Origin of the sequence: Amycolatopsis sp. lyj-108 (assembly GCF_046549005.1) — a bacterium.
Taxonomy (GTDB): domain Bacteria; phylum Actinomycetota; class Actinomycetes; order Mycobacteriales; family Pseudonocardiaceae; genus Amycolatopsis.
Map to the genome: position 1 here is coordinate 696,654 of NZ_JAJPWQ010000004.1, position 19,413 is coordinate 716,066.

A 19,413-nucleotide genomic window follows, 5' to 3' on the forward strand; every position below is an offset into this window, starting at 1 on the left:
CATTCCTCCCCTCGGCCATGGATGGCCGCCCGTCCGACGATACCCAAGCGGTCCGGTTTGGACGCTCCGGCGGCGTCCACAGGATGTAGACGGAGTGTCGACACGATCGGCCTAACTTCGTGAAAGTGATGAGACGCAAGAAGATCTTCCTGGCGGCGGCACCGCTGGTCGCCCTGCTGCCGCTGGTGCTGACCTCGGTGACGCAGACGGCGCCCGCCGAGGCGGCGACGTCGTCGTGCGAGGCCGTCCCCGTCGCGGCGCCGGCGGGCGCTCGCATCGAAGCGGTGCAGGCGACACCGAAACCCGGCGGGACCGTGACGTTCCCCCCGACGCCGTTCTCGCGGCCGGACCCGATCACCGGGGTTCCCGCCTACTGCGAAATCACCGTCACGCTGACCCACGGCACGGCGGGCGACCACGTCAAGGTCGCCGTCGCACTGCCCCTGACCGGGTGGAGCGGCAGGCTCCAGGCGGTCGGCGGCAGCGCCTACACCGCCGGTGACTTCGGTGCCCCGCTGGTCCAGGCGGTCAAAGACGGCTATAGCGGCGTGACGACCGACGCCGGCGTCCCCCTCACGTTCCTCGACACGTCGTGGGCGCTCACCCCCGCGGGCGGGATCGACAAGCCGTTGGTGACGAACTTCGCGACCCGGTCCGTGCACGAAGCGGCCCTCGTCGGGAAGGACGTGACGCAGAAGTTCTACCAGCGTGAAGTCACGTACTCGTACTGGAACGGCTGCTCGACCGGTGGCCGTCAGGGCTACTCCGAAGCGCAGCGCCATCCCGGCGACTTCGACGGTGTCCTGGCGAACGCGCCCGCCGTGCACTGGACCGAGTTCGCGGTCGCGACCCTGTGGCCGCGAGTCGTGATGAACCAGGAGAAGACCTTCCCCTCGACCTGTGTCTTCACCGCCTACCAGCAGGCCGCGCTCAAGGCCTGCGACGGCCGGGACGGGGTCACCGACGGCATCGTGGATCGGCCGGATGAATGCGGTTACGATCCGCGTTCCCTCATCGGCACGAAGGTGCTCTGCGGCGACAAAGAGGTCACCGTCACCGCGGCGGACGCCGAGGTCGTCCGCAAGATCTGGGCCGGGCCGACCGACGAGCACGGACGACGGCTCTGGGCGGGTCTCCCCAAGGGCGCCGATTTCGGCCCGGTGACCACCGCTCCCGGTTTCCCGGTGGCCGTGGGCTGGGTGCAGACGTTCTTGAAGAAGCAGCCCGGGTTCGACACCGAGAAGCTCACCTATCGCCAGTTCGCCGACCTGTTCCGTCAGTCGGTGCGGGAATACGACGACGTCATCGGGACCTCGGACCCCGACCTGTCGGACTTCCGCCGGGCGGGCGGCAAGCTGATCACCTTCGTCGGCACCGACGACCAGCTGATCCCGCCGGGCGGAACGCTCCAGTACCGGCGTGAGGTGGAGCGCGAAATGGGCGGCCCGAAGCGGGTGAACGATTTCTACCGGCTGTTCCTCGCGCCGGGTGTCGCGCACTGCTCGGGCGGCGCGGGCGCCGCGCCGACGAACGCCCTGGGCGCGCTCGTCGACTGGGTCGAACACGGCAAGGCACCCGCGACCCTACCCGCGGCTAACGCCCACAAGACCCTGACCCGCGATCTCTGCCCGTACCCGCAGGTCTCGCGCTACCGCGGCCACGGTGATCCCGCGGTGGCCTCGAGCTATCGCTGCACCGGCCGCTGAGGCCCCTCTCCACCTGTGCCCGTCGTGCCGGCGCCCTCCGGCACGACGGGCACTTCCTCACACTGTGAGAAGTTCCGGAGTTCCCTTTGCCCTACCCCTCAAAAGTACGGTATTGACGACAGGGAACGTCGCGACGAATCGGATCGCGCGGCTGGACACGGCCTTATTCGGCAGTGACTAAACCGTTGTACGGCAACAGAATCATCGGCCGGACAACCACGGAATCCCGCCATATCACCCCAGGTTCAAGCCGGGCGATATGACCCAAATGGTATGTACCAGTCGAGTGACGCGCCTCGTACGGTCGGGGACGAATCCCCCTCCCCCGCCACTTTCGAGGAAAGCGCCGACATGAACAGAAAGATCTTAGCCGCCACTGCCGCGGCCATAACCGGGGCAGGCTTGGTCACCGCCATCGCCCTCACTCCCAGTGCGAGCGCCGGTCAGCAAGCCACCGCCGGTGACCAGGTCCAGTCCGAAATGCTGGCCGCGATGGCCCGCGACCTGAAGATCAGCCCCGAGCAGGCCAAACTCCGGCTCGCGAGCGAACAGCGCGCCGCGGTCGCCGACAACACGCTGAAGAAGCAGCTCGGCACGTCGTACGCCGGATCGTGGCTGGACGGCACCGGGACCGCGCTCACCGTGGCGGTCACCGACGCCGCCCAGGCCGACCTGGTGCGCGCCGCGGGCGCGACCCCGAAGACCGTCGCCCGCAGTGCCGCCGATCTCGACGCGGCGAAGCTGCGGCTGGACGCCAAGTCCGGCAAGGCACCGAACACCGTGCCCGGCTGGTTCACCGACGTCACCACCAACTCGATCGTCGTACTCGCCAACGCCGGTGGGGAAGCCGCCGCGAAGTCGTGGGCGGCCGAGTCCGGTGTGCCGTCCGACCTGGTCCGGGTCGAAGCCAGCACCGAAGACCCGCGCCCGCTGATCGACATCATCGGCGGCAACGCCTACACCTTCGGCTCGGGCCGCTGCTCCATCGGCTTCGCGGTCGAAGGCGGCTTCGTGACGGCCGGACACTGCGGAACGACCGGAACGCGCACCTCGAACCCGAGCGGAAGCGTCGCGGGTTCCAGCTTCCCCGGCAACGACTACGCCTGGGTCCGCGCCGACGCCGGCAACACCCCGCGCGCACTGGTGAACCGCTACCCCGGCACCGTGCCGGTCGCCGGTTCGACCGAGGCCCCGGTCAACTCCTCGGTGTGCCGCTCCGGCTCCACCACCGGCTGGCGCTGCGGCACCATCCTGCAGAAGAACACCTCGGTCACCTACCCCGAAGGCACCATCACCGGCCTGACCAGGACGAACGCCTGTGCCGAGCCCGGTGACTCCGGCGGTTCGTGGCTCACCGGCGACCAGGCGCAGGGCGTCACCTCCGGTGGCTCCGGCAACTGCACCTCCGGCGGCACGATCTACTTCCAGCCGGTCACGGAGATCCTGAGCGTCTACAACCTGCGCTTGACGGTCACCGGGAACCCGCCGTCCAGCACCACCACGACGCCGACCAGGACCACCACCCCGACCAGCCCGACGACCTCGAACCCGCCCGGCGGCACCTGGGCGCCGAACACCTACTACGGCTCCGGCGCGACCGCCAGCTACGGCGGCAGCAACTACCGGGTGATCCAGCCGCACACCTCCCAGCCCGGCTGGGAGCCGCCCAACGTGCCCGCGCTTTGGGAACTCGCCTGACCTGGACCGCCCCCGGCGAACTCACCTCGCCGGGGGCGGCTCCTTCCCCTGACGACGGCGCGGAGGCGGCGGATCTCGAATCCCTCGTTCCCCGCGCCCGCCGCGGTGACCCCGCGGCGACCAACGAGTTGATGAGCATCGTCCAGCCGGTGGTCGCGAGCTATTGCCGGAGCCGGATGGACGGAACCGACGTGCGGGTGATCGCCGCCGAGGACGTCGCTCAGGAAACCTGCCTCGCCGTGCTCACCGCGCTGCCCACCGCCCGGACCACCCGCGGCTCCTTCCTCTCCACTGTCCTCGGGATCGCCGCTCGGAAGGTCGCCGCCGCGTTCCGGTGGCGGGCACAAGACCGATCCGAACCCACACCCGATCCTCCGGATCGCGCGACACCCGAGCCCAACGAACCCGAGTGGCAGGCCCTCGCCGCCGACGGCCACGACCGGTTGACACGGCTGATGAGCACCCTGCCCGATATCCAGCAGGAGATCCTCCGCTTGCGGATCACCGTCGGCATGACCGCGCCCGAGGCGGGCGCGATCCTGCGGGTGAGCCCCGGTCTGGTCCGGGTCGCCCAGCACCGCGCGCTGCACAAACTCCGCACGATCATCGACGAGGACGACCTGTGATCAGCCCCCTGATCGGTCCCGGGGACGGCCATTCCTGGCCCGCGGAGATCGATGTCCGGCATCTGCGCCTTCTCGACGCGATCGCGTCGGCGGGCAGTCTCGCGAAGGCCGCGACCGCGCTCGGGCTCTCGCAGCCCGCGCTGAGCGCGCAACTGCACCGGGTCGAGCGGGCACTGGAGCGGACGGTGTTCGAACGCGACCGGCACGGCATCCGCCCCACCGCGCTGGGCGAAGTACTGCTGAAACACGCGAAACGGGTCCTGGCCGCGGCGGACGACCTCGACCTGGCGATCCGCCGATTCCACCGCGCACCGCCCGAAAGCCTGCTCCGGATCGGCGCGTTCCCGACCTTCTTCGCCGAGACGGTGAGCGGCGTGGTCGCCGCGGCCACACCCGGTCGCCCGGTCGAACTGCTCACGATGACCGGCAGGACCGCGTTGTTCACCGCGCTTCTCGACGGCACGGTGGAATTGGCGCTGTACGTGGATCACCCCGGACAGGAGATCGTCCCGCCGGACGGCATCCACCTGCTTCCCGTCGGAACGGAGCCGGTGTTCGTGATCGTGTCCCCGGACCATCCCGTCGCCGGACGCGGCGAGGTGTCCTTGGCGGAACTCGCCGGCTCGGCCTGGCTGACCGCGGCGGACGACGGACTCCGCGATCACCTGACCGACCAGTGCACCCGCGCCGGCCTCGGTGAGATCACCGTGCGGGAAGTGGAACCGACGGCGCTGTGGCAGGCCGTCCGGAACGATCCCCGCGCGGTGGCACCGGTCCGGTCCCTCGATTCCCGTACCACGATGCCCGGCCCGGTGGTGGCCCTGCGCGGCGTTCCGCTGAGGACACGGCATCTCCTGCTGTGGCGCGACGGTTCACCCATCGACGTCGGCACTGTCCGAAGTGGACTGATGCACGCGATCACCGAGCCAGCCGGGGTTCGCCACCGCCTTCCCGAGTGGGCGGCGGCGAACCCCGGCTGGCTCGGCACCTGATCCGGCTCAGCGTTGGATGCAGTCGAGGCCGAGACCGAACGCCGTGAGCACATACTGGCAGATGTGCGTCGCGTGTTCTTCGTCGGTTTCCAGGCAACCCACCGGGACGCCCAGCAGGTCGACGGCGCACGACGCGTAGAACTGGTTCGGGTTGCCGGGCACCGGGTCCGCGCTGGCGGGCGTGGCTGTGACGGCTCCCGCGGAGACCAAGAACGTGACTGCGGCCGCCAAGGCGGCGATACGTGACTTCATCGTTCTCTCCTTTTCCTCCTCGATGCCCGCGTATTCCCCGGATCCGGCCGGTCCACCGGGCTGTCACCGGAAAGTGTCACGGTGACGTACACCGATGACGTCGTCCGACGGGCGCCGCGGCCCCATCGGCCGTCCTAGCGTGATCTCATGCCCGCATTTGGGAAGTTCACCCTCCTCGCCGTTCTGCTCACCGCCGCCTGCGGTGCTCCCCCGCCCGCACCGCCGGCGGCCGCCCCTCCCGCCGCGGCCACCGCTGACTGGTCACCCGCTCCCGTGGTGCCGCGGCCGTCCCAGCCGCCGCCGTCGCTGGTCGTGGACGCGCCCTTGCCCGAGCAGCTCGCGATGGGCCTGGTCGTGCTGCGGTACCGGGCGGAGAATCTCCGGATCGTGCCGGTGTACGGCCCGGCCGCCCTGGACGTCTCGCCCCGGATCGGCCACATCCACGTGACCGTCGACGACGCGGCATGGCACTGGGCGGACGGCAGCGGAGAACCACTGATCATCCAGTCGCTGCCGGCGGGACCGCACAAGGTGTGGATCGGCCTCGCCGACCCGACACACAAGATCCTCGACCAGAAGACCCTGACCTTCGTCGTTCCCGTCCACAGTGGACACCACTGAAACCCCTGGAGTCTCCTATCATGACACTCGATCAGTACTACCTGCTCGGCCGTTCCGGACTGCGCGTCAGCCGGATCGCCCTCGGCACGATGAACTTCGGCACCGGTGGTTTCCACGCCGCGTACGGGAAGACCGAGGACGAGGTCCGCCCGATCTTCCGCAAGTACCTGGAAGCGGGCGGGAACTTCATCGACACCGCGGACTTCTACACCGCAGGCGAAAGCGAAACCATTCTCGGCCGCCTCATCGCCGAGGCGAAGGTGCGCGACCGGGTCGTGCTCACCACCAAGTACACCAACAGCGTCGACCCCGGCGACCCGAACGCGGGCGGCAACGGTCGCAAGCATCTGATCCGGGCACTCGAAGCGTCGTTGCGACGGCTGGGCACCGATCACGTCGACCTGTTCCTGCTCCACACCTGGGACCGCGTCACGCCGGTGGAAGAGGTGATGCGCACGCTCGACGACATGGTGCGGGCGGGAAAGATCCGCTATGCCGGGCTCTCCGACGTTCCCGCCTGGTACGCCGCCAGGGCGCAGAGCTTCGCCGAGGCGAACGCGCTGACCCCGGTCGTCAACCTCCAGCTGCCGTACTCGCTCGTCGAACGGACCATCGAGACCGAACACGTCCCGATGGGACAGCATCTCGGTCTCGGCATCACTGCGTGGAGCCCGCTGGCGGGTGGGTTCCTCACCGGCAAGTACCGGCCGACCGGCGAAACACCGTCCGGCGAAGGCAGGTTGAGCGATCCGGGCAACGCCGGCAAGTCGTGGACGGACCGCGACTGGGCGTTGCTGAAGCCGCTGGAGAAGGTCGCGGCCGAACTCGGCGTCACGATGGCGCAGGTCGCGATCAACTGGGTCGCGACCCAGCCGGGAGTCGCGGCGGCGATCGTCGGGGCGAGCAGCGCGGATCAGCTGGGCAAGAGCATGGCCGCACTGGACTTCGCTTTACCGCCGGACCTGCGTGCGCTCCTCGACGAGGCGAGCACCGTGCCGCCGGAGTCGGTGTACCGGATGTTCACGCCCGAGTACCAGAACTGGGTGATCTCGCCGGGAGTGAAGGTCGGGGACAAACCGGCGGGGTATGCGCCTGCGGTGCGGAACTGGTGACTGAGTAGCTGGGGTGCGCCGGCGTGTTGCCGTTTGCGGTGATGGGCCGGGCGGACGCGTTACGAGCGGAACCCCACGCCAACATCCCGGACCGTTGCCGTTTCGCGGCAACGGTCCGGGATTGCGATGTCACGTGACCACCTCACACCGCTGCCCGGGATCGTCGCCGTTCCACGGCGACGGACCGGAGCGGCGATGCCACAAAGTTGGTCTCTCTCCGCTGCCCGGCCCGGTTGCCATTTCGCGGCAACCCGGCCGGGCAGTCCCGTCGCACCTACGTTTCCGCAGCCTGTCGCCATTTCCGGAAACGGGCGGCCGGCCGCGTCGCCAAGCCGATCTCACACCGCCACCTGGGATCGTCGCCATTCCACGGCAACTGATCGAGCGGTCACGTCGCAAAGCCGGCCTCACACCGTCGCCCCTGCCCAAGGCCATGGCCGTTTCCCGGCAACAGGGCCAGCCGGTCACTAAGCGAACCCCGTCACCGTTCCCCGGCAGCAACAAGGCTCATCACCCTCGAGAACGTACGAGGTCCGGACTCGGCGATGCGGTCAGAGAGATCTCTTCCGCTGGTTGGCATTGAACCGCGCCTTCTTCTGACGGTTCCCGCAAGTGTTCATGTCGCACCATTTGCGGGTGCGGCTTTGGCTGGTGTCGAAGAAGGCGGCTTGGCAGGTCGGCGATGCGCACAGGGCCAGCTTTCCGTCGCGTTCGCCTGCGATGATGCTGATCGCGTCGGCGGCGATCACGCTGAGGGCGTCTTCCACGCGGGATGCCGAGCCGAGCTGCCATCGTCGCTTGCCCTCAGGCGCAAGGACGGCCGCCGCCCGTCCCTGAGTGCTGCGGTCGTTGATGACCTGGACAGCGGAAGCGGGGAGCGCGCCCTGGAGCGCGGCGGCGGTCGCCGCGGCGTGAATCGACTCCCTCAGCTCCCGGGCGAGTTCGAGCTGGGCGGTGGTGCAGGAGTCCACGGCGAGGCCGTTCACCGCCAGCCAGTCGACTAGTCGCTGCGGCGTGGGAATGCGTTCCACAGCGTCACCACGACGCTCCGTCAAGGTCGCGGTGAAGCTGGTCGCCAGCACGGTGCCGAGGCGGAAGTCAGGAAACCCAGCAGGCATGGAACCACCTTAGCCGGTTGCACCCCGACATGAAGACCTGCTAGAACCGTCTTAGCCGGTTCCGCGATGACTGGAGGTCTCATGTCCCGTCCGACCAGCGACGTACAACCCTTCGAAGCCCACGCATCTGACGCCGACCTCGACGATCTGCGCGCGCGGTTGGCCGCGGCGCGGCTACCGGAGGCCGAGACGGTCGATCGCCGATGGGGGCAGGGCGTTCCGCTCACCGACCTCGTCGATGTCGTGGACTACTGGCGCACCGGGTATGACTGGCGCTCTTTCGAGGAGCACCTCGACCGGATCGGTCAGTTCCGCACGACCATCGACGGCCTGGGTATCCACTTCCTGCACCGCCGGTCCGCCCGCGCGGATGCCGTTCCCCTGGTCATGACGCACGGTTGGCCGGGCAGCATCGCCGAGTTCGTCGATGTGGTGGATGAGCTGGCGGACCCCGAGAACCCGGACGCGCCGGCGTTCCACGTCGTGGTGCCCTCGCTACCCGGCTTCGGTTACAGCGACAAGCCTGCCACCACCGGGTGGGGCACCGAGAAGATCGCGGCCGCATGGGTGGAGCTGATGGGCAGGCTCGGCTACGACAGGTTCACCGCCCACGGCGGCGACTGGGGCGGCAATATCACCACGGTTCTCGGCGGCCGGTTCCCGGCGCACGTCCTCGGCATCCACACGACGTTCGCGGAGGGGCCGCCCGGGCTGACCACGGACGGGCTGACGGCGATCGAGCGCAGGTGGACCGAGGAAACCCACGATTTCTGGCACCATCGCGCGGCGTACGCGAAGCAGCAGGCGACCCGGCCGCAGACCATCGGTTACTCGCTCGTCGACTCACCGGTCGGGCTTCTCGCCTGGATCCTCGACAAGTTCGCCGAGTGGTCCGACACCGAGGACAGCCCGTTCGAGACGATCTCCCGGGACCGCGTCCTCGACGACGTCACCCTGTATTGGCTGACCCGGACCGGCGCGTCGTCGGCCCGCATCTACTACGAAAGCCACAACTCGCTCGATCCCGAACTCCGGGTCGACGTCCCGTCGGCGATCACCGTCTATCCCCGCGACATCGAGAAGTATCCGCGCCCTTGGGCGCAGGAGCGGTACCGCCAGATCGTCCGATGGAGGTCGCCCGAAGCCGGGGGCCATTTCCCGTCCCTGGAGGTGCCGGGGTATTTCGTTCAAGATCTGCGAGAAGGCCTCACAGCGGTGTTGGCCGCCAGTCGCCACGCGATATAGGGCGTTATACGGCCTTGACCACGAGGCCGCGCGATGTCGTCGGCGCCCGGCAAACCCGGTCCCGCCAGTGTCAGAGTCCGGCGCGACGGTCCGGACGAAACAGCGCGAGCGCGGGTCCGAAGACCTCTGCGGCGAGGCCATCGCCGACGACGATCGTGCTGCCTCGATGGTCGCCGGGCGGGCAATCCGGGAACAGCCCGCGCATCCGGGTACCGGTCCGCAGACCGGTCTCCCGAACGGCGAGCGTCACGCCCGCAGGTGTGCCCGGTCCGGTGCGACGGCGTGCTGAAGCGGCTCCCCGAGCACGAACCGCCGAAGCTCCCGCGTGACGAGTTCGCCCATCCGGGCGCGTTCGGCGCCCAGCGCGCCGGCCAGATGCGGGGTGAGCACCACGTTCGGCAGCGTGTACAGCGGAGAGTCCGGCTCGGGCGGTTCGGGCCAGGTGACGTCGAGGATCGCCGTGAGGTCCGGGCGCTCGCGCAGCACCGGGATCACCGAAGGTTCGTCGACGACGGCGCCGCGGGCGGTGTTGATCAGGGTCGCGCCGATGCCCATCCTGGCCACCAGTTCCCCGTTCACCAGTCCTTCGGTCTCCGGGAGCAGCGGCGCGTGCAGGCTGACCACGGGGCACGTGGCGAACAGTTCGTCCAGGCCCACCAGCCGCACGCCCAGTTCGGCGGCGGCCGCCGGGTCGACGACGGGGTCACTCGCGAGCACGTCCACGTCGAAACCGCGCAAATGCGACGCGACGAGAGCACCGATCTCGCCGAGGCCGAGCAGGCCGACCCTGGACCGGTAGGCGCCCGCGACCCTCGGGTCGGGCGGATAGGCCCGCCGCTCCCGGATCTCGCGGGAGATCCGGTGCACCTGCTTGAGTCCTAAGAGGACCTGGGCCAGGGTGAACTCGGCGACCGGGACGGCGTTCGCGGCCGCGGCGGACACGATCGGCAGCTCGCGCGCCCAGAACTCGGGGGTGGTCAGCGGCCGGACCGATCCGGCGGCGACGAGCACCGCGCGCAGGTCCGGCGCGTGTCCCAAGAGGACGGAGTCCAGCACCGGGGCACCCCAGCCGGACAACAGGATTTCGACGCCTTCCAGTGCCGCCGGATCCTCCGCCAGCCGCTCGCGGGTGAGCGGCTCACGCAAGTCCACCAGCGTGCCGATCTCCTTCAGCACCGCCTCGGGGTAAACGTCGTCGCGGCGGCGTTCCTCCATCACGAGAAGTGCCGTCGGCCGGTGTTGCAGCTCGGTCATCCCTACCTCCGTCGGCGACCATACATCGGATGCTTTCCCCGGTCCACGCGCGGCAAGTCCCACACAAGGGCAAACCATGCCGATTGAAATTCGTAATCATCGGACCATTGACCTCAGGTCGGGAAAGCGCTTACCGTCCCCTGCGGAGTAGACAGCGTGGTCCACAGTGAACAGGAGATGCGATGCGGAAATCGCGGTGGATCGGCGTGGGACTCACTGTCTCAGCGCTGGTCCTTTCGGGCTGCTCGGCAGGCCCCGCCGGAACGAACGTCGCGCAGGACACCAAGGCGCCCTTGGAACTGTGGACCCGGACGACTCCCGGCGGCGCCGGGGAGCAGGCCACCAAGCGGCTCGCGGAAGCCTTCGAGAAGGCCACGGGGTTCAAGGTGCAGGTCACCGCGATCTTCGACGACTTCGAGACGAAGCTGGCCCAGCGCGCCGCCCAGCGCGACCTGCCGGACATCGTGATGAACGACGTCACGCAGGTCGGCACGCTGAAGAGCCAGGGGCTCGTGCGCGAGATCGAACAGGGCAAGATCAAGCACGCCTCGGAGCTCACCGAGCAGGCGTTGAAGTCCAACCAGACCCCGGACGGCAAGCTGTACGGCCTGCCCTACAGCGCGCAGGCTTCGGCGCTGCTGATCCGCAAGGACTGGCGTGAGAAGCTCGGCAAGAGCGTGCCGCAGAGCTGGCCGGAGCTCGTCGACCTCGCCAAGGCGTTCACCACCGGTGACCCCGACGGCAACGGCAAGAACGACACCGCGGGCCTCAACGCGACGCTGTCGACCAAACGGGGCTACGCCTCCTGGTACTTCTCCAACTTCCTGTGGGCCGCGGGCGGCGACTTCATCACCGAGGCCGGGGGCGGCAAGTACAAGCCGTCGATGAGCACGCCCGAATCCGTCGCCGCGGTGCAGTGGTTCCGCGACCTCGGCTGCAAGGACAACGTGATCCAGCCCGGTTCGGTCACCATGCCGACCCCGGCGACCAACGAGACCTTCGAAGCGGGCAAGGCCGGGATGTACGTCGTCGGCCCGTATCTGCTGCCGCGTTTCGACAAGGCGCTCGGCAAGGACAAGTACGAGGTCGTCCCGATGCCGAAGGGCGCCAAGAACGCCGACGTGCTCGCCGAGGGCCTGTCGATCTACATGATGGCCGGCTCGCCGAACCAGGCCGGGCAGGACGCCTTCGGTGACTTCGCGATCTCGGCCGACGGGCAGAAGATCGGCATGGAGGGCGAATCGGCCTTCATCGTGCAGCTCCCGGTGAACAAGAACATCGACATCAGCCAGGTCCGCCCGGACCCACGTTGGAAGACCTACGCCGAGATCTACACCAAGTCCGGCCACTACGCGCCGTCCATCCCGAACTGGACGCCCGTCCGCCAGGACACCGCCGACACGGTCAGCGCGCTCATCGCCGACTGCAAGCTCGACACCAAGGCGGAACTGGCGAAACTCGACACCAAACTCACCGCGACCTTGCAGCAACAGGGGATCAGCGCGTCATGACCGTAGATCACGCCAAGCCGGCGGCCGTCGGCGCGGACCGTCCCGCTGCCAAGCGGGCGCCCGCGCCGAAGGCCCGCAGGCGCAGCGACCGCGACGGGAAGTGGTGGACGCCGTGGCTGTTCCTGGCCCCCGCCCTGATCCTGTTCGTGTACTTCAAGTTCATCCCGATGATCACCGCGGTGACGATGTCCTTCCAGGATGTCCAGCCGTACCTCGGCAACCAGTGGGTCGGCGGGCAGAACTACGGCACCGTCCTCGGTGACGAGGCGTTCCACTCCGCCATCTGGCACACCGTGATCATCGCGGTCGGGCAGACGGTCGGGTCGATGGTCATCGGCCTCGCGCTCGCCCTGCTCATGGAGGGCCAGAGCAAACGGCTGAAGTTCCTGCGGTCTGCGGCGTTCCTGCCGGTGGTCGTGCCGATCGCGGTGGTCGCCGAACTCTGGCGGATCATGTACCACCCGACCGAGGACGGGATGCTGAACTCCATCCTCGGCATGGTCGGGCTGGGCCCGTCGGGCTTCATCAACGATCCCGACACGTCGATGATCTCGGTCATCGTCACCGGAATCTGGCGCGGCGCGCCGTACGACATGATGATCTTCCTCGCCGGACTGGCCGGAATCGACAGGGGCCTCTACGAAGCGGCCACTGTGGACGGTGCCTCCCGGTGGCGCAAGATCCTCCACGTGACGCTGCCGGGCCTGCGGTCGGTGTTCTCGATCCTGTTCGTCCTCGCGGCGATCCGCGGCCTGCGGGTGTTCACCGAGGTGTTCCTGCTGACCAACGGCGGGCCGAACGGCTCGACGGAAGTCGCGATGACCCTGATCTACAAACTCGGCCTGGAACAGAACCGGCTGGGCGTCGGCGCGGCGGGTGCGGTCCTGCTGTTCCTCGCGACGCTCGTGCTGACGCTGTTCGTCCAGGTGCTCCGACGGAGGCGAGACGCATGACCGCGGCCAACGATTCGGCACTCGGCCTCGACGCCGTCAAGTCGCCGGGCGGACGGATCCTGAAGTTCGTCCTGTACACCCTGCTGCTCCTGGTGTTCGCCGGGCCGCTGCTGGCGCTGCTGGTCAGCGCGTTCAACAACGTCTCCGATCCGACGGCGCTGAGCGTCGTCCCGTCGAGCCCGACCCTGGACAACTTCGGCATCGCCTTCGACCTCGGCGTCGGGATGTACCTGCTCAACTCGTTCCTGGTGGTCGGCTTCGGCCTGCTGCTGCAGGTCATCGTCTCGGTGCTGGCCGGATACGCGTTGGCGCGCAAGAAGTTCCGGTTCATGACCTTCGTGCTGGTCGCGATCCTGGCGACGCTGATGCTGCCGGAGGAGATCCTCGCGATCCCGCTGTCGCTGATCCTCTCGGATCTGCCGCTGGTGCACTTCAACCTGATCGGCAGCCTCGCCGGGATGATCGTGCCGCTGGGCGCGTGGGCCTTCTCGATCCTGGTGATGACCGAGTTCATGAAGGACGTCCCCCGCGAACTCGAGGAGGCCGCGCGGATCGACGGCGCCGGCGACCTGCGGATCTTCGCGCAGATCATCCTCCCGATGTGCAAGCCCGCGCTCGGCGTGATCGGTGTCTTCGGCTTCACGATGATCTGGGACCAGTACCTGCTGCCCCTGCTCGTGTCGACCGACGCCTCGACCTACACCCTGCCGCTTGCCCTGCGGACACTGCGGATCGACACGAACGTCACGCCGGGCGTGATCATGGCGGCGTCGCTGCTGGCGCTGCTCCCCTCGGTCGCCGCGTTCCTGTTCTTCCAGCGTTCGTTCGTCCGCGGCCTCGCCTCCGGCGCACTCAAGGGCTGACTCACCAAAGACAACGAGGAGCGATCCTGAAGTGAGTTCCACCGCCTGGTTCACCCACGACCGGTTCGGGATGTTCGTCCACTGGGGACTGTATTCGCTGGCCGCCCGGCACGAATGGGTGCAGAACCGCGAAAAGCTGACCGACGGGCAGTACCGCGTCTACTTCGACCATTTCGAGCCGGACAAGTACGACCCGCGGTCCTGGGCACGGGCCGCGAAGGCCGCGGGCATGACCTACGTCGTGCTGACCACCAAGCACCACGACGGTTTCTGCCTGTGGGACAGCGATCTCACCGACTTCAAGGTGACGAACACGCCCTACGGCAAGGATCTGCTCGGTCCGTTCGTCGACGCCTGCCGCGAAGAAGGCTTGAAGGTCGGCTTCTACCACTCGCTGATCGACTGGCACCATCCCGCGTTCCCCGTCGACGGCACCCATCCCCGCCGTGACGACGCCGAGTACATCGCGGCCCACCAGTACGCCGACATCGCCGAGTACCAGCTCTACCTGCACGGTCAGGTCCGCGAGCTGCTCACCCGCTTCGGCACGATCGACTACCTGTTCTTCGACTTCTCGTACCAGGGCCGCAAGGAATGGTGGGGCGGCAAGGGACCGGACGACTGGGACTCCCCCGGCCTGCTCGCGCTGGTCCGGGAACTCCAGCCCGGCATCCTCGTCAACGACCGCACCGGGATCCCGGGCGACTTCATCACCCCGGAGCAGTACCAGCCGTCGGGTCCGATGACCCGCGACGGCGTCCCGGTGGTGTGGGAGGCGTGCCAGACGCTGAACGGCAGCTGGGGTTACGACCGCGACAACCTCGACTACAAGAGCCCCGAGCTGCTCATCCGGATGCTGGTCGACGGCGTGTCCAAGGACGGCAACCTGCTGCTCAACGTGGGGCCGAACGGCCGGGGCGAGATCGACCCGCGGGCGCTCGAAGTGCTCGGTGAGCTCGGCCGCTGGATGGACCGGCACGAACGTGCCATCCGCGGCTGCGGTCCCGCCGGGTACACAGCGCCCGCCGACGGCCGCTACACCCAGCGCGGAGACCGGCTGTACCTGCACCTGTTCAGCTGGCCGATGAACCACGTCCACCTGCCAGGGCTGGCCGGGCGGGTGCGCTACGCCCAGCTGCTCGACGACGCCTCGGAAATCCGGCAGGTGCACACGGATCCCGGGCAGAGCGCACAGAACACCCAGATGGGCGGGCAGCCGGAAGGCACGCTCACCCTGAAGCTCCCCATCCGGAAACCGGACACCCCGGTCCCGGTGATCGAACTGTTCCTGAGCACAGAGAGCCCCGCCGCCGAAACCCTCCCCACCGATTGAGCACGGAGGCATCATGGATCGCAGAAGGTTCCTCAGCGGCGCCACCCTCGGCGCCGCGCTGATCACCGTCCCCTGGGTCACCGCGGGCACGGCGTCGGCCAAACCGAAGGGGCTGTGCGCCCTGAACGTCAGTTCGCTGACCGAACTGCAGAACGCGATCAACAAGGCGGGTCCCGGTGCCGTCATCACCGTGAACAACGGCACCTACACCGTGCCGACGGGCAAGCCGATCAGCGTCAAGGGCAGGCGTGGCACGAAGGATCAGCCGATCACCATCGTCGCGCAGTCCCGCGGTGGAGTGACACTCAACGGTGAGCAGAGCTTCGTCTTCGACGACTCCACCGGCGTCACGATCAGCGGGTTCAAGTTCCGCCAGAGCACCACGCTGGAGATCCCGCCGAACTGCTCGCGGATCCGGCTGACCCGCAACGATCTCCAGTTCGCCGACCTCCCGGACCTGCACTGGGTGATGGTGCGCGCGGACAACAGCAAGATCGACCGCAACCACTTCCACCACAAGACCACGCTCGGCGTCATGCTCTGCATCGAGGGCGCGGACGAGGACAAGATGGCGGCGGACGTCGAGGTCTTCCGGAACTACTTCTCCGACCACACCTTCCCCGGAGACAACGGCGGCGAGCCGATCCGGCTGGGCGTCAGCCCGCGCGCGCTCACCACCGCCGGGGCCAAGATCGAGTTCAACCTGTTCGAACGCGCGAACGGCGACCCGGAGGCGATCTCGGTCAAGTCGTCGGGCAACTTCATCCGCAACAACACCATCCGGAACAGCAAGGGCGGCATCGTGCTCCGCCACGGAAACAAGACTCTCGTCGAAGCCAACTTCATCCTCGGAGGCAAGGAAGGCATCCGGATCTACGGCAACGACCACAAGATCCTCAACAACTACGTCGCCGGAGTGTCCGGCAGCGCGCTGGTCGTCGGCAGCGGCAGCGTCCGGGACCACTTCCCTGGTGAGTCGAAGGAATCACGGCGCGGCAACGACGCGGCGGACCGCGTGCTCATCGCGCACAACACGCTGCTGAACAACAGCGGCACGCTCGCCGGCGAGACCAAACGTACGATCGAACCGCGCGACTGCACGATCTCGGACAACCTCTTCGTCGGTGGCAACGGCGACCTGGTCGCGATGAGCACCACAGGCAACTTCACCTGGTCCGGCAACATCCTGTGGGGCTCGGGCGGGAACGGCAACATCCCGGCGGGCACCTTCCGCCGGATCGACCCGAAGCTTGTACAGGGCAGCGACGGCGTCTCGCGGCTCGCCGCGGGCAGCCCCGCGATCGACGCGGCGACGCTGTCGGCCGCACCGGTCACGCTGGACATCGACGGTCAGGCCCGCGGCAGCCTGCGTGACGTCGGTGCCGACGAGTACTCGACGGCCGCCATCGCCAACCGGCCGCTCACCACCGCGGACGTCGGCCCCGCCGCTCCGTAGCGAAGCCGGGCTCACGCCGGCGTCAGCCCACGCCGGCGTGAGCCCACCGCACCACCAAGGGTCTGTGGGCGGAGCCGAAGACGCACCCGAGAAGCGACCCAACGCGTGAACCCGCCTCGGCCGAAGGCCCCGCTATCGCGGTGGCAGGGCGCTTGCACACCCACCGTGACGTGGCAGACCAGCCGGCGCCCCGCCGACGTCGATCGCGGTCGCGGGTTCACCGCCAGACCCAGAGGAGGAACCATGCCGCAGCGCGCCGCGGGTTCGGCCACCCTGGCCGACGTCGCCCGTGAGGCGGGAGTGTCGCTCGCGACGGCGTCGAGGGCGCTCAACGGCGGCACCAGACAGGTCAGCGTGACGCTGCGCGAATCGGTACTGCAGGCCGCGGAACGGTTGCAGTACACGGCGAACGTTCCCGCGCAGGCGATGGCCCGCGGCCGCGGCAACGTGGTCGGGCTGCTGGTACACGACATCGTCGACCCGTACTTCTCCTCGATCGCGTCCGGCGTGATGCGGGTGGCCGCCCGGCACGGGCTGACCGTCACCATCGCGAGCACGGAAAACCATCCGGAGAAGGAACTCGAGTACGTCACCACATTGCGCGGGCAGCGTGCGCGAGCGGTCATCCTGGCCGGGTCGCGCAACGAGGACAGTGCCCTGCAACGGAATCTGACCAAGGAACTCAAGGCGTTCGAGGCCGCCGACGGCCAGGTCGTGGTGATCGGGCAGCGGAAACTGCCGTTCGACACCGTCATGCTCGAGAACCGCGCCGGAGCGGCGGATCTGGCCGACAATCTCGCCGCACTCGGGCACCGGGACTTCCTCGTACTCGCCGGGCCGCCCGGTCTGCTGACCTCGCGGGACCGCGTCCTCGGCTTCCGCGACGGACTCTCCCGGCACCACATACCGCTGCCCGAAAACCACGTACTGCGCGCGGAATTCACCCGCGACGGCGGCTACGCGGCGATGGTGCGTGCGATCGAGAACGGCTTCCGCGGCTGCGTTTTCGCGGTCAACGACGTGATGGCCGTCGGCGCGATGGCCGCCTGCCGCGACCGCGGGCTGCTGGTCCCCGCGCAGATCGCGATCGCGGGGTTCGACGACATTATCACCTTGCGCGACATAAGGCCTTCGCTGTCGACTGTGCGGGTGCCGATCGAGCGCATGGGCGAACAGGCGCTCGATTTCATCCTCGACGACCGCGCGGCCGGTCCTCGTGTCAAGCCGATCACCGGTGAGGTCGTGCTGCGCGAAAGCACTCAACCGTTGGAGGGAAAATGATCCGCCCGGGACTGTGTTCGGTGACGCTGCGGCGGCTGGACGCCGACGAGGTCGCGCGCCGTGCCGAGGAGGCGGGGCTGCAGGTGATCGAGTGGGGCGCCGACGTCCACGTGCGCCCCGACGACGACTGGGCGGCCGAGCGCGCGTTCGAAGCCATGGCACGGCACGGGCTGACCTGCGACTCCTACGGCTCCTACTTCCGCGCCACCCCGATGGAGGCCGGAAAGTTCGGCGACATCGCCGCCACCGCGGTCCGGCTCGGCGCCTCGCGGATCCGCGTGTGGGCGGGCAAGGCGGGCTCCGAGGACGTCGATCCCGACGAACGCGCGCAGGTCGTCACCGGTCTCCGCGAGGCCGCCGACGTCGCGAACGACCACGGTCTGGAGGTCGCGCTGGAATTCCACGGCGGGACACTGACCGACACCGCCGAATCGACCGTCCGACTGCTCGACGAGGTCGGCCGCGACAATCTCGGCACCTACTGGCAACCGCCCCAGGACCTGCCGGACGACCAGGCGCTGGCGGGACTGGAACTGGTGCTCGACCACGTGCGCGCGGTGCACGTCTTCTCGTGGTGGCCCAGCAACGAGCGGCATCCGCTGACCTTCCGGGCGGACCTGTGGACGCGGGCGTTCGGCCTGCTCGCGAAGACCGGTCGGCCGCTCGACGCGCTGCTGGAGTTCGTCCCGGACAACGATCCGGATCTGGTCCCCGGCGAGGCCGACTCGCTGCGGAAGCTGATCGAGGCGGGCGCGTGAGGTTCACCGAAGCCGACAGGCTGCTCTTCGCAGGCGACTCCATCACCGACTCCAGCCGTGATCGCACCGATCCCGCGTCGCTGGGCAAGGGTTACGTCCGGCAGATCGCGGAACTCCTCGGCGACGGGCCGGAGGTGATCAACCGGGGCATCAACGGCAACCGGATCTACGACCTCGAAGCCCGATGGACCACCGACGTCCTCGCGGCGCGCCCCACGGTGCTGACGGTGAAGATCGGCATCAACGACACCTGGCGGACCTTCGACCGTGGCCTGCCGAGCCCGATCGACAAGTTCCGCGCCGCCTACACCCGGCTGCTGGCCGACGCGCGGCAGCACCTGCCTGCCGAGTTGTACGTGATCACGCCGTTCCTGCTGCCGGTGGAGCCGGAGCACCATGACTGGGTGGCCGATCTGGCACCTCGGATCGAAGTCGCGCTGGAAGTGGCCACCGAGTTCGGCGCGCGGCTGATCCGCGCGGATCTGTTCATGCCGCGCGCCGCGGAGGAGCACGGCGCCGCGACGCTGGCCCCGGACGGCGTCCACCCCAGCCCGCTCGGCCACCGCCTGCTCGCCGAGGCCTGGCTCGCGACGGCCGGTTCGCCGGTCGAGGAGGCCACGCTCCCGTAGCGGAT

18 protein-coding genes and 1 pseudogene are annotated in these 19,413 nt (G+C 68.6%); 15 read left to right on the forward strand and 4 right to left on the reverse strand.

The features are described from left to right. Positions 1-128: 128 nt before the first annotated feature. The 4 genes from ACLJO0_RS19255 (at position 129) to ACLJO0_RS19270 (ending at position 5,022) form a co-directional block, all read left to right on the forward strand. Entirely contained in the window at positions 129-1,706 is a 1,578-nt protein-coding gene (locus tag ACLJO0_RS19255) for a tannase/feruloyl esterase family alpha/beta hydrolase (protein WP_410579893.1), read from the forward strand. Between the two features lie 351 nt (positions 1,707-2,057). Then, positions 2,058-3,404: an alpha-lytic protease prodomain-containing protein gene (locus ACLJO0_RS19260; RefSeq protein ID WP_410579849.1), complete on the forward strand. Its 1,347-nt coding sequence runs from the start codon at positions 2,058-2,060 to the stop codon at positions 3,402-3,404. Continuing rightward, on the forward strand, positions 3,389-4,030 hold the full coding sequence (locus tag ACLJO0_RS19265) for a sigma-70 family RNA polymerase sigma factor (RefSeq protein WP_410579850.1): 642 nt from the start codon (positions 3,389-3,391) through the stop codon (positions 4,028-4,030). Before ACLJO0_RS19260 ends, ACLJO0_RS19265 begins: the two co-directional genes overlap by 16 nt. After that, positions 4,027-5,022, forward strand: a complete 996-nt coding sequence (locus tag ACLJO0_RS19270; protein WP_410579851.1) for a LysR family transcriptional regulator — start codon at positions 4,027-4,029, stop codon at positions 5,020-5,022. The genes ACLJO0_RS19265 and ACLJO0_RS19270 overlap by 4 nt, the downstream gene beginning before the upstream one ends. Before the next feature lie 6 nt (positions 5,023-5,028). Here the strand turns inward: ACLJO0_RS19270 and ACLJO0_RS19275 are convergent, their stop codons facing one another. Continuing rightward, positions 5,029-5,274, reverse strand: coding sequence for a hypothetical protein (locus ACLJO0_RS19275; protein ID WP_410579852.1), 246 nt, complete (start codon positions 5,272-5,274; stop codon positions 5,029-5,031). 147 nt (positions 5,275-5,421) lie between these two features. Between ACLJO0_RS19275 and ACLJO0_RS19280 the strand changes: the two genes are divergently transcribed. Next, complete coding sequence (locus ACLJO0_RS19280; protein WP_410579853.1) at positions 5,422-5,895, forward strand: DUF6130 family protein; 474 nt, start codon at positions 5,422-5,424, stop codon at positions 5,893-5,895. A 20-nt stretch (positions 5,896-5,915) separates the two neighbouring features. After that, positions 5,916-7,007, forward strand: a complete 1,092-nt coding sequence (locus tag ACLJO0_RS19285; protein ID WP_410579854.1) for an aldo/keto reductase — start codon at positions 5,916-5,918, stop codon at positions 7,005-7,007. A gap of 551 nt (positions 7,008-7,558) precedes the next feature. Here ACLJO0_RS19285 and ACLJO0_RS19290 read toward each other — a convergent pair. Beyond that, a complete protein-coding gene (locus tag ACLJO0_RS19290) occupies positions 7,559-8,125 on the reverse strand; it encodes a CGNR zinc finger domain-containing protein (protein ID WP_410579855.1) in 567 nt (188 codons plus the stop codon). Positions 8,126-8,206: 81 nt separating this feature from the next. Between ACLJO0_RS19290 and ACLJO0_RS19295 the strand changes: the two genes are divergently transcribed. Further along, on the forward strand, positions 8,207-9,370 hold the full coding sequence (locus ACLJO0_RS19295; RefSeq protein WP_410579856.1) for an epoxide hydrolase family protein: 1,164 nt from the start codon (positions 8,207-8,209) through the stop codon (positions 9,368-9,370). 70 nt (positions 9,371-9,440) lie between these two features. Here ACLJO0_RS19295 and ACLJO0_RS19300 read toward each other — a convergent pair whose 3' ends face one another. Continuing rightward, complete coding sequence (locus ACLJO0_RS19300) at positions 9,441-9,620, reverse strand: hypothetical protein (RefSeq protein ID WP_410579857.1); 180 nt, start codon at positions 9,618-9,620, stop codon at positions 9,441-9,443. Then, entirely contained in the window at positions 9,617-10,624 is a 1,008-nt protein-coding gene (locus tag ACLJO0_RS19305) for a hydroxyacid dehydrogenase (RefSeq protein WP_410579858.1), read from the reverse strand. The genes ACLJO0_RS19300 and ACLJO0_RS19305 overlap by 4 nt, the downstream gene beginning before the upstream one ends. A gap of 182 nt (positions 10,625-10,806) precedes the next feature. On the opposite strand from ACLJO0_RS19305, the gene ACLJO0_RS19310 reads away from it, so the two are divergent. From ACLJO0_RS19310 to ACLJO0_RS19345, 8 genes and pseudogenes are all read left to right on the forward strand, one after another. Continuing rightward, positions 10,807-12,135 carry an ABC transporter substrate-binding protein gene (locus tag ACLJO0_RS19310; RefSeq protein ID WP_125794428.1) on the forward strand — a complete coding sequence of 443 codons (1,329 nt, stop codon included), beginning with the start codon at positions 10,807-10,809 and terminating at the stop codon, positions 12,133-12,135. Further along, positions 12,132-13,088 (forward strand): carbohydrate ABC transporter permease, encoded by a 957-nt coding sequence (locus ACLJO0_RS19315; protein ID WP_410579859.1) that lies wholly within the window; start codon positions 12,132-12,134, stop codon positions 13,086-13,088. Before ACLJO0_RS19310 ends, ACLJO0_RS19315 begins: the two co-directional genes overlap by 4 nt. After that, positions 13,085-13,951 (forward strand): carbohydrate ABC transporter permease, encoded by an 867-nt coding sequence (locus tag ACLJO0_RS19320; RefSeq protein WP_125784541.1) that lies wholly within the window; start codon positions 13,085-13,087, stop codon positions 13,949-13,951. The genes ACLJO0_RS19315 and ACLJO0_RS19320 overlap by 4 nt, the downstream gene beginning before the upstream one ends. A gap of 10 nt (positions 13,952-13,961) precedes the next feature. Continuing rightward, a pseudogene (locus ACLJO0_RS19325) lies at positions 13,962-15,284 on the forward strand (alpha-L-fucosidase); the annotation flags it as partial. A gap of 13 nt (positions 15,285-15,297) precedes the next feature. Beyond that, positions 15,298-16,740 (forward strand): chondroitinase-B domain-containing protein, encoded by a 1,443-nt coding sequence (locus ACLJO0_RS19330; protein ID WP_410579860.1) that lies wholly within the window; start codon positions 15,298-15,300, stop codon positions 16,738-16,740. 243 nt (positions 16,741-16,983) lie between these two features. Further along, a complete protein-coding gene (locus ACLJO0_RS19335) occupies positions 16,984-18,021 on the forward strand; it encodes a LacI family DNA-binding transcriptional regulator (RefSeq protein WP_410579861.1) in 1,038 nt (345 codons plus the stop codon). Continuing rightward, a complete protein-coding gene (locus tag ACLJO0_RS19340; protein WP_410579862.1) occupies positions 18,018-18,779 on the forward strand; it encodes a sugar phosphate isomerase/epimerase family protein in 762 nt (253 codons plus the stop codon). The genes ACLJO0_RS19335 and ACLJO0_RS19340 overlap by 4 nt, the downstream gene beginning before the upstream one ends. After that, positions 18,776-19,408, forward strand: a complete 633-nt coding sequence (locus tag ACLJO0_RS19345; protein ID WP_410579863.1) for an SGNH/GDSL hydrolase family protein — start codon at positions 18,776-18,778, stop codon at positions 19,406-19,408. The genes ACLJO0_RS19340 and ACLJO0_RS19345 overlap by 4 nt, the downstream gene beginning before the upstream one ends. The last annotated feature ends 5 nt before the right edge of the window (positions 19,409-19,413 follow it).

Bases quoted from the DNA above. Each gene is read 5' to 3' on its own strand.
- ACLJO0_RS19340 (WP_410579862.1), top strand. From the start codon at position 18,018: ATGATCCGCCCGGGACTGTGTTCGGTGACGCTGCGGCGGCTGGACGCC.
- ACLJO0_RS19305 (WP_410579858.1), bottom strand. From the start codon at position 10,624: ATGACCGAGCTGCAACACCGGCCGACGGCACTTCTCGTGATGGAGGAA.
- ACLJO0_RS19330 (WP_410579860.1), top strand. From the start codon at position 15,298: ATGGATCGCAGAAGGTTCCTCAGCGGCGCCACCCTCGGCGCCGCGCTG.
- ACLJO0_RS19310 (WP_125794428.1), top strand. From the start codon at position 10,807: ATGCGGAAATCGCGGTGGATCGGCGTGGGACTCACTGTCTCAGCGCTG.
- ACLJO0_RS19295 (WP_410579856.1), top strand. From the start codon at position 8,207: ATGTCCCGTCCGACCAGCGACGTACAACCCTTCGAAGCCCACGCATCT.
- ACLJO0_RS19260 (WP_410579849.1), top strand. From the start codon at position 2,058: ATGAACAGAAAGATCTTAGCCGCCACTGCCGCGGCCATAACCGGGGCA.
- ACLJO0_RS19255 (WP_410579893.1), top strand. From the start codon at position 129: ATGAGACGCAAGAAGATCTTCCTGGCGGCGGCACCGCTGGTCGCCCTG.
- ACLJO0_RS19275 (WP_410579852.1), bottom strand. From the start codon at position 5,274: ATGAAGTCACGTATCGCCGCCTTGGCGGCCGCAGTCACGTTCTTGGTC.
- ACLJO0_RS19315 (WP_410579859.1), top strand. From the start codon at position 12,132: ATGACCGTAGATCACGCCAAGCCGGCGGCCGTCGGCGCGGACCGTCCC.
- ACLJO0_RS19290 (WP_410579855.1), bottom strand. From the start codon at position 8,125: ATGCCTGCTGGGTTTCCTGACTTCCGCCTCGGCACCGTGCTGGCGACC.
- ACLJO0_RS19320 (WP_125784541.1), top strand. From the start codon at position 13,085: ATGACCGCGGCCAACGATTCGGCACTCGGCCTCGACGCCGTCAAGTCG.
- ACLJO0_RS19335 (WP_410579861.1), top strand. From the start codon at position 16,984: ATGCCGCAGCGCGCCGCGGGTTCGGCCACCCTGGCCGACGTCGCCCGT.
- ACLJO0_RS19285 (WP_410579854.1), top strand. From the start codon at position 5,916: ATGACACTCGATCAGTACTACCTGCTCGGCCGTTCCGGACTGCGCGTC.
- ACLJO0_RS19280 (WP_410579853.1), top strand. From the start codon at position 5,422: ATGCCCGCATTTGGGAAGTTCACCCTCCTCGCCGTTCTGCTCACCGCC.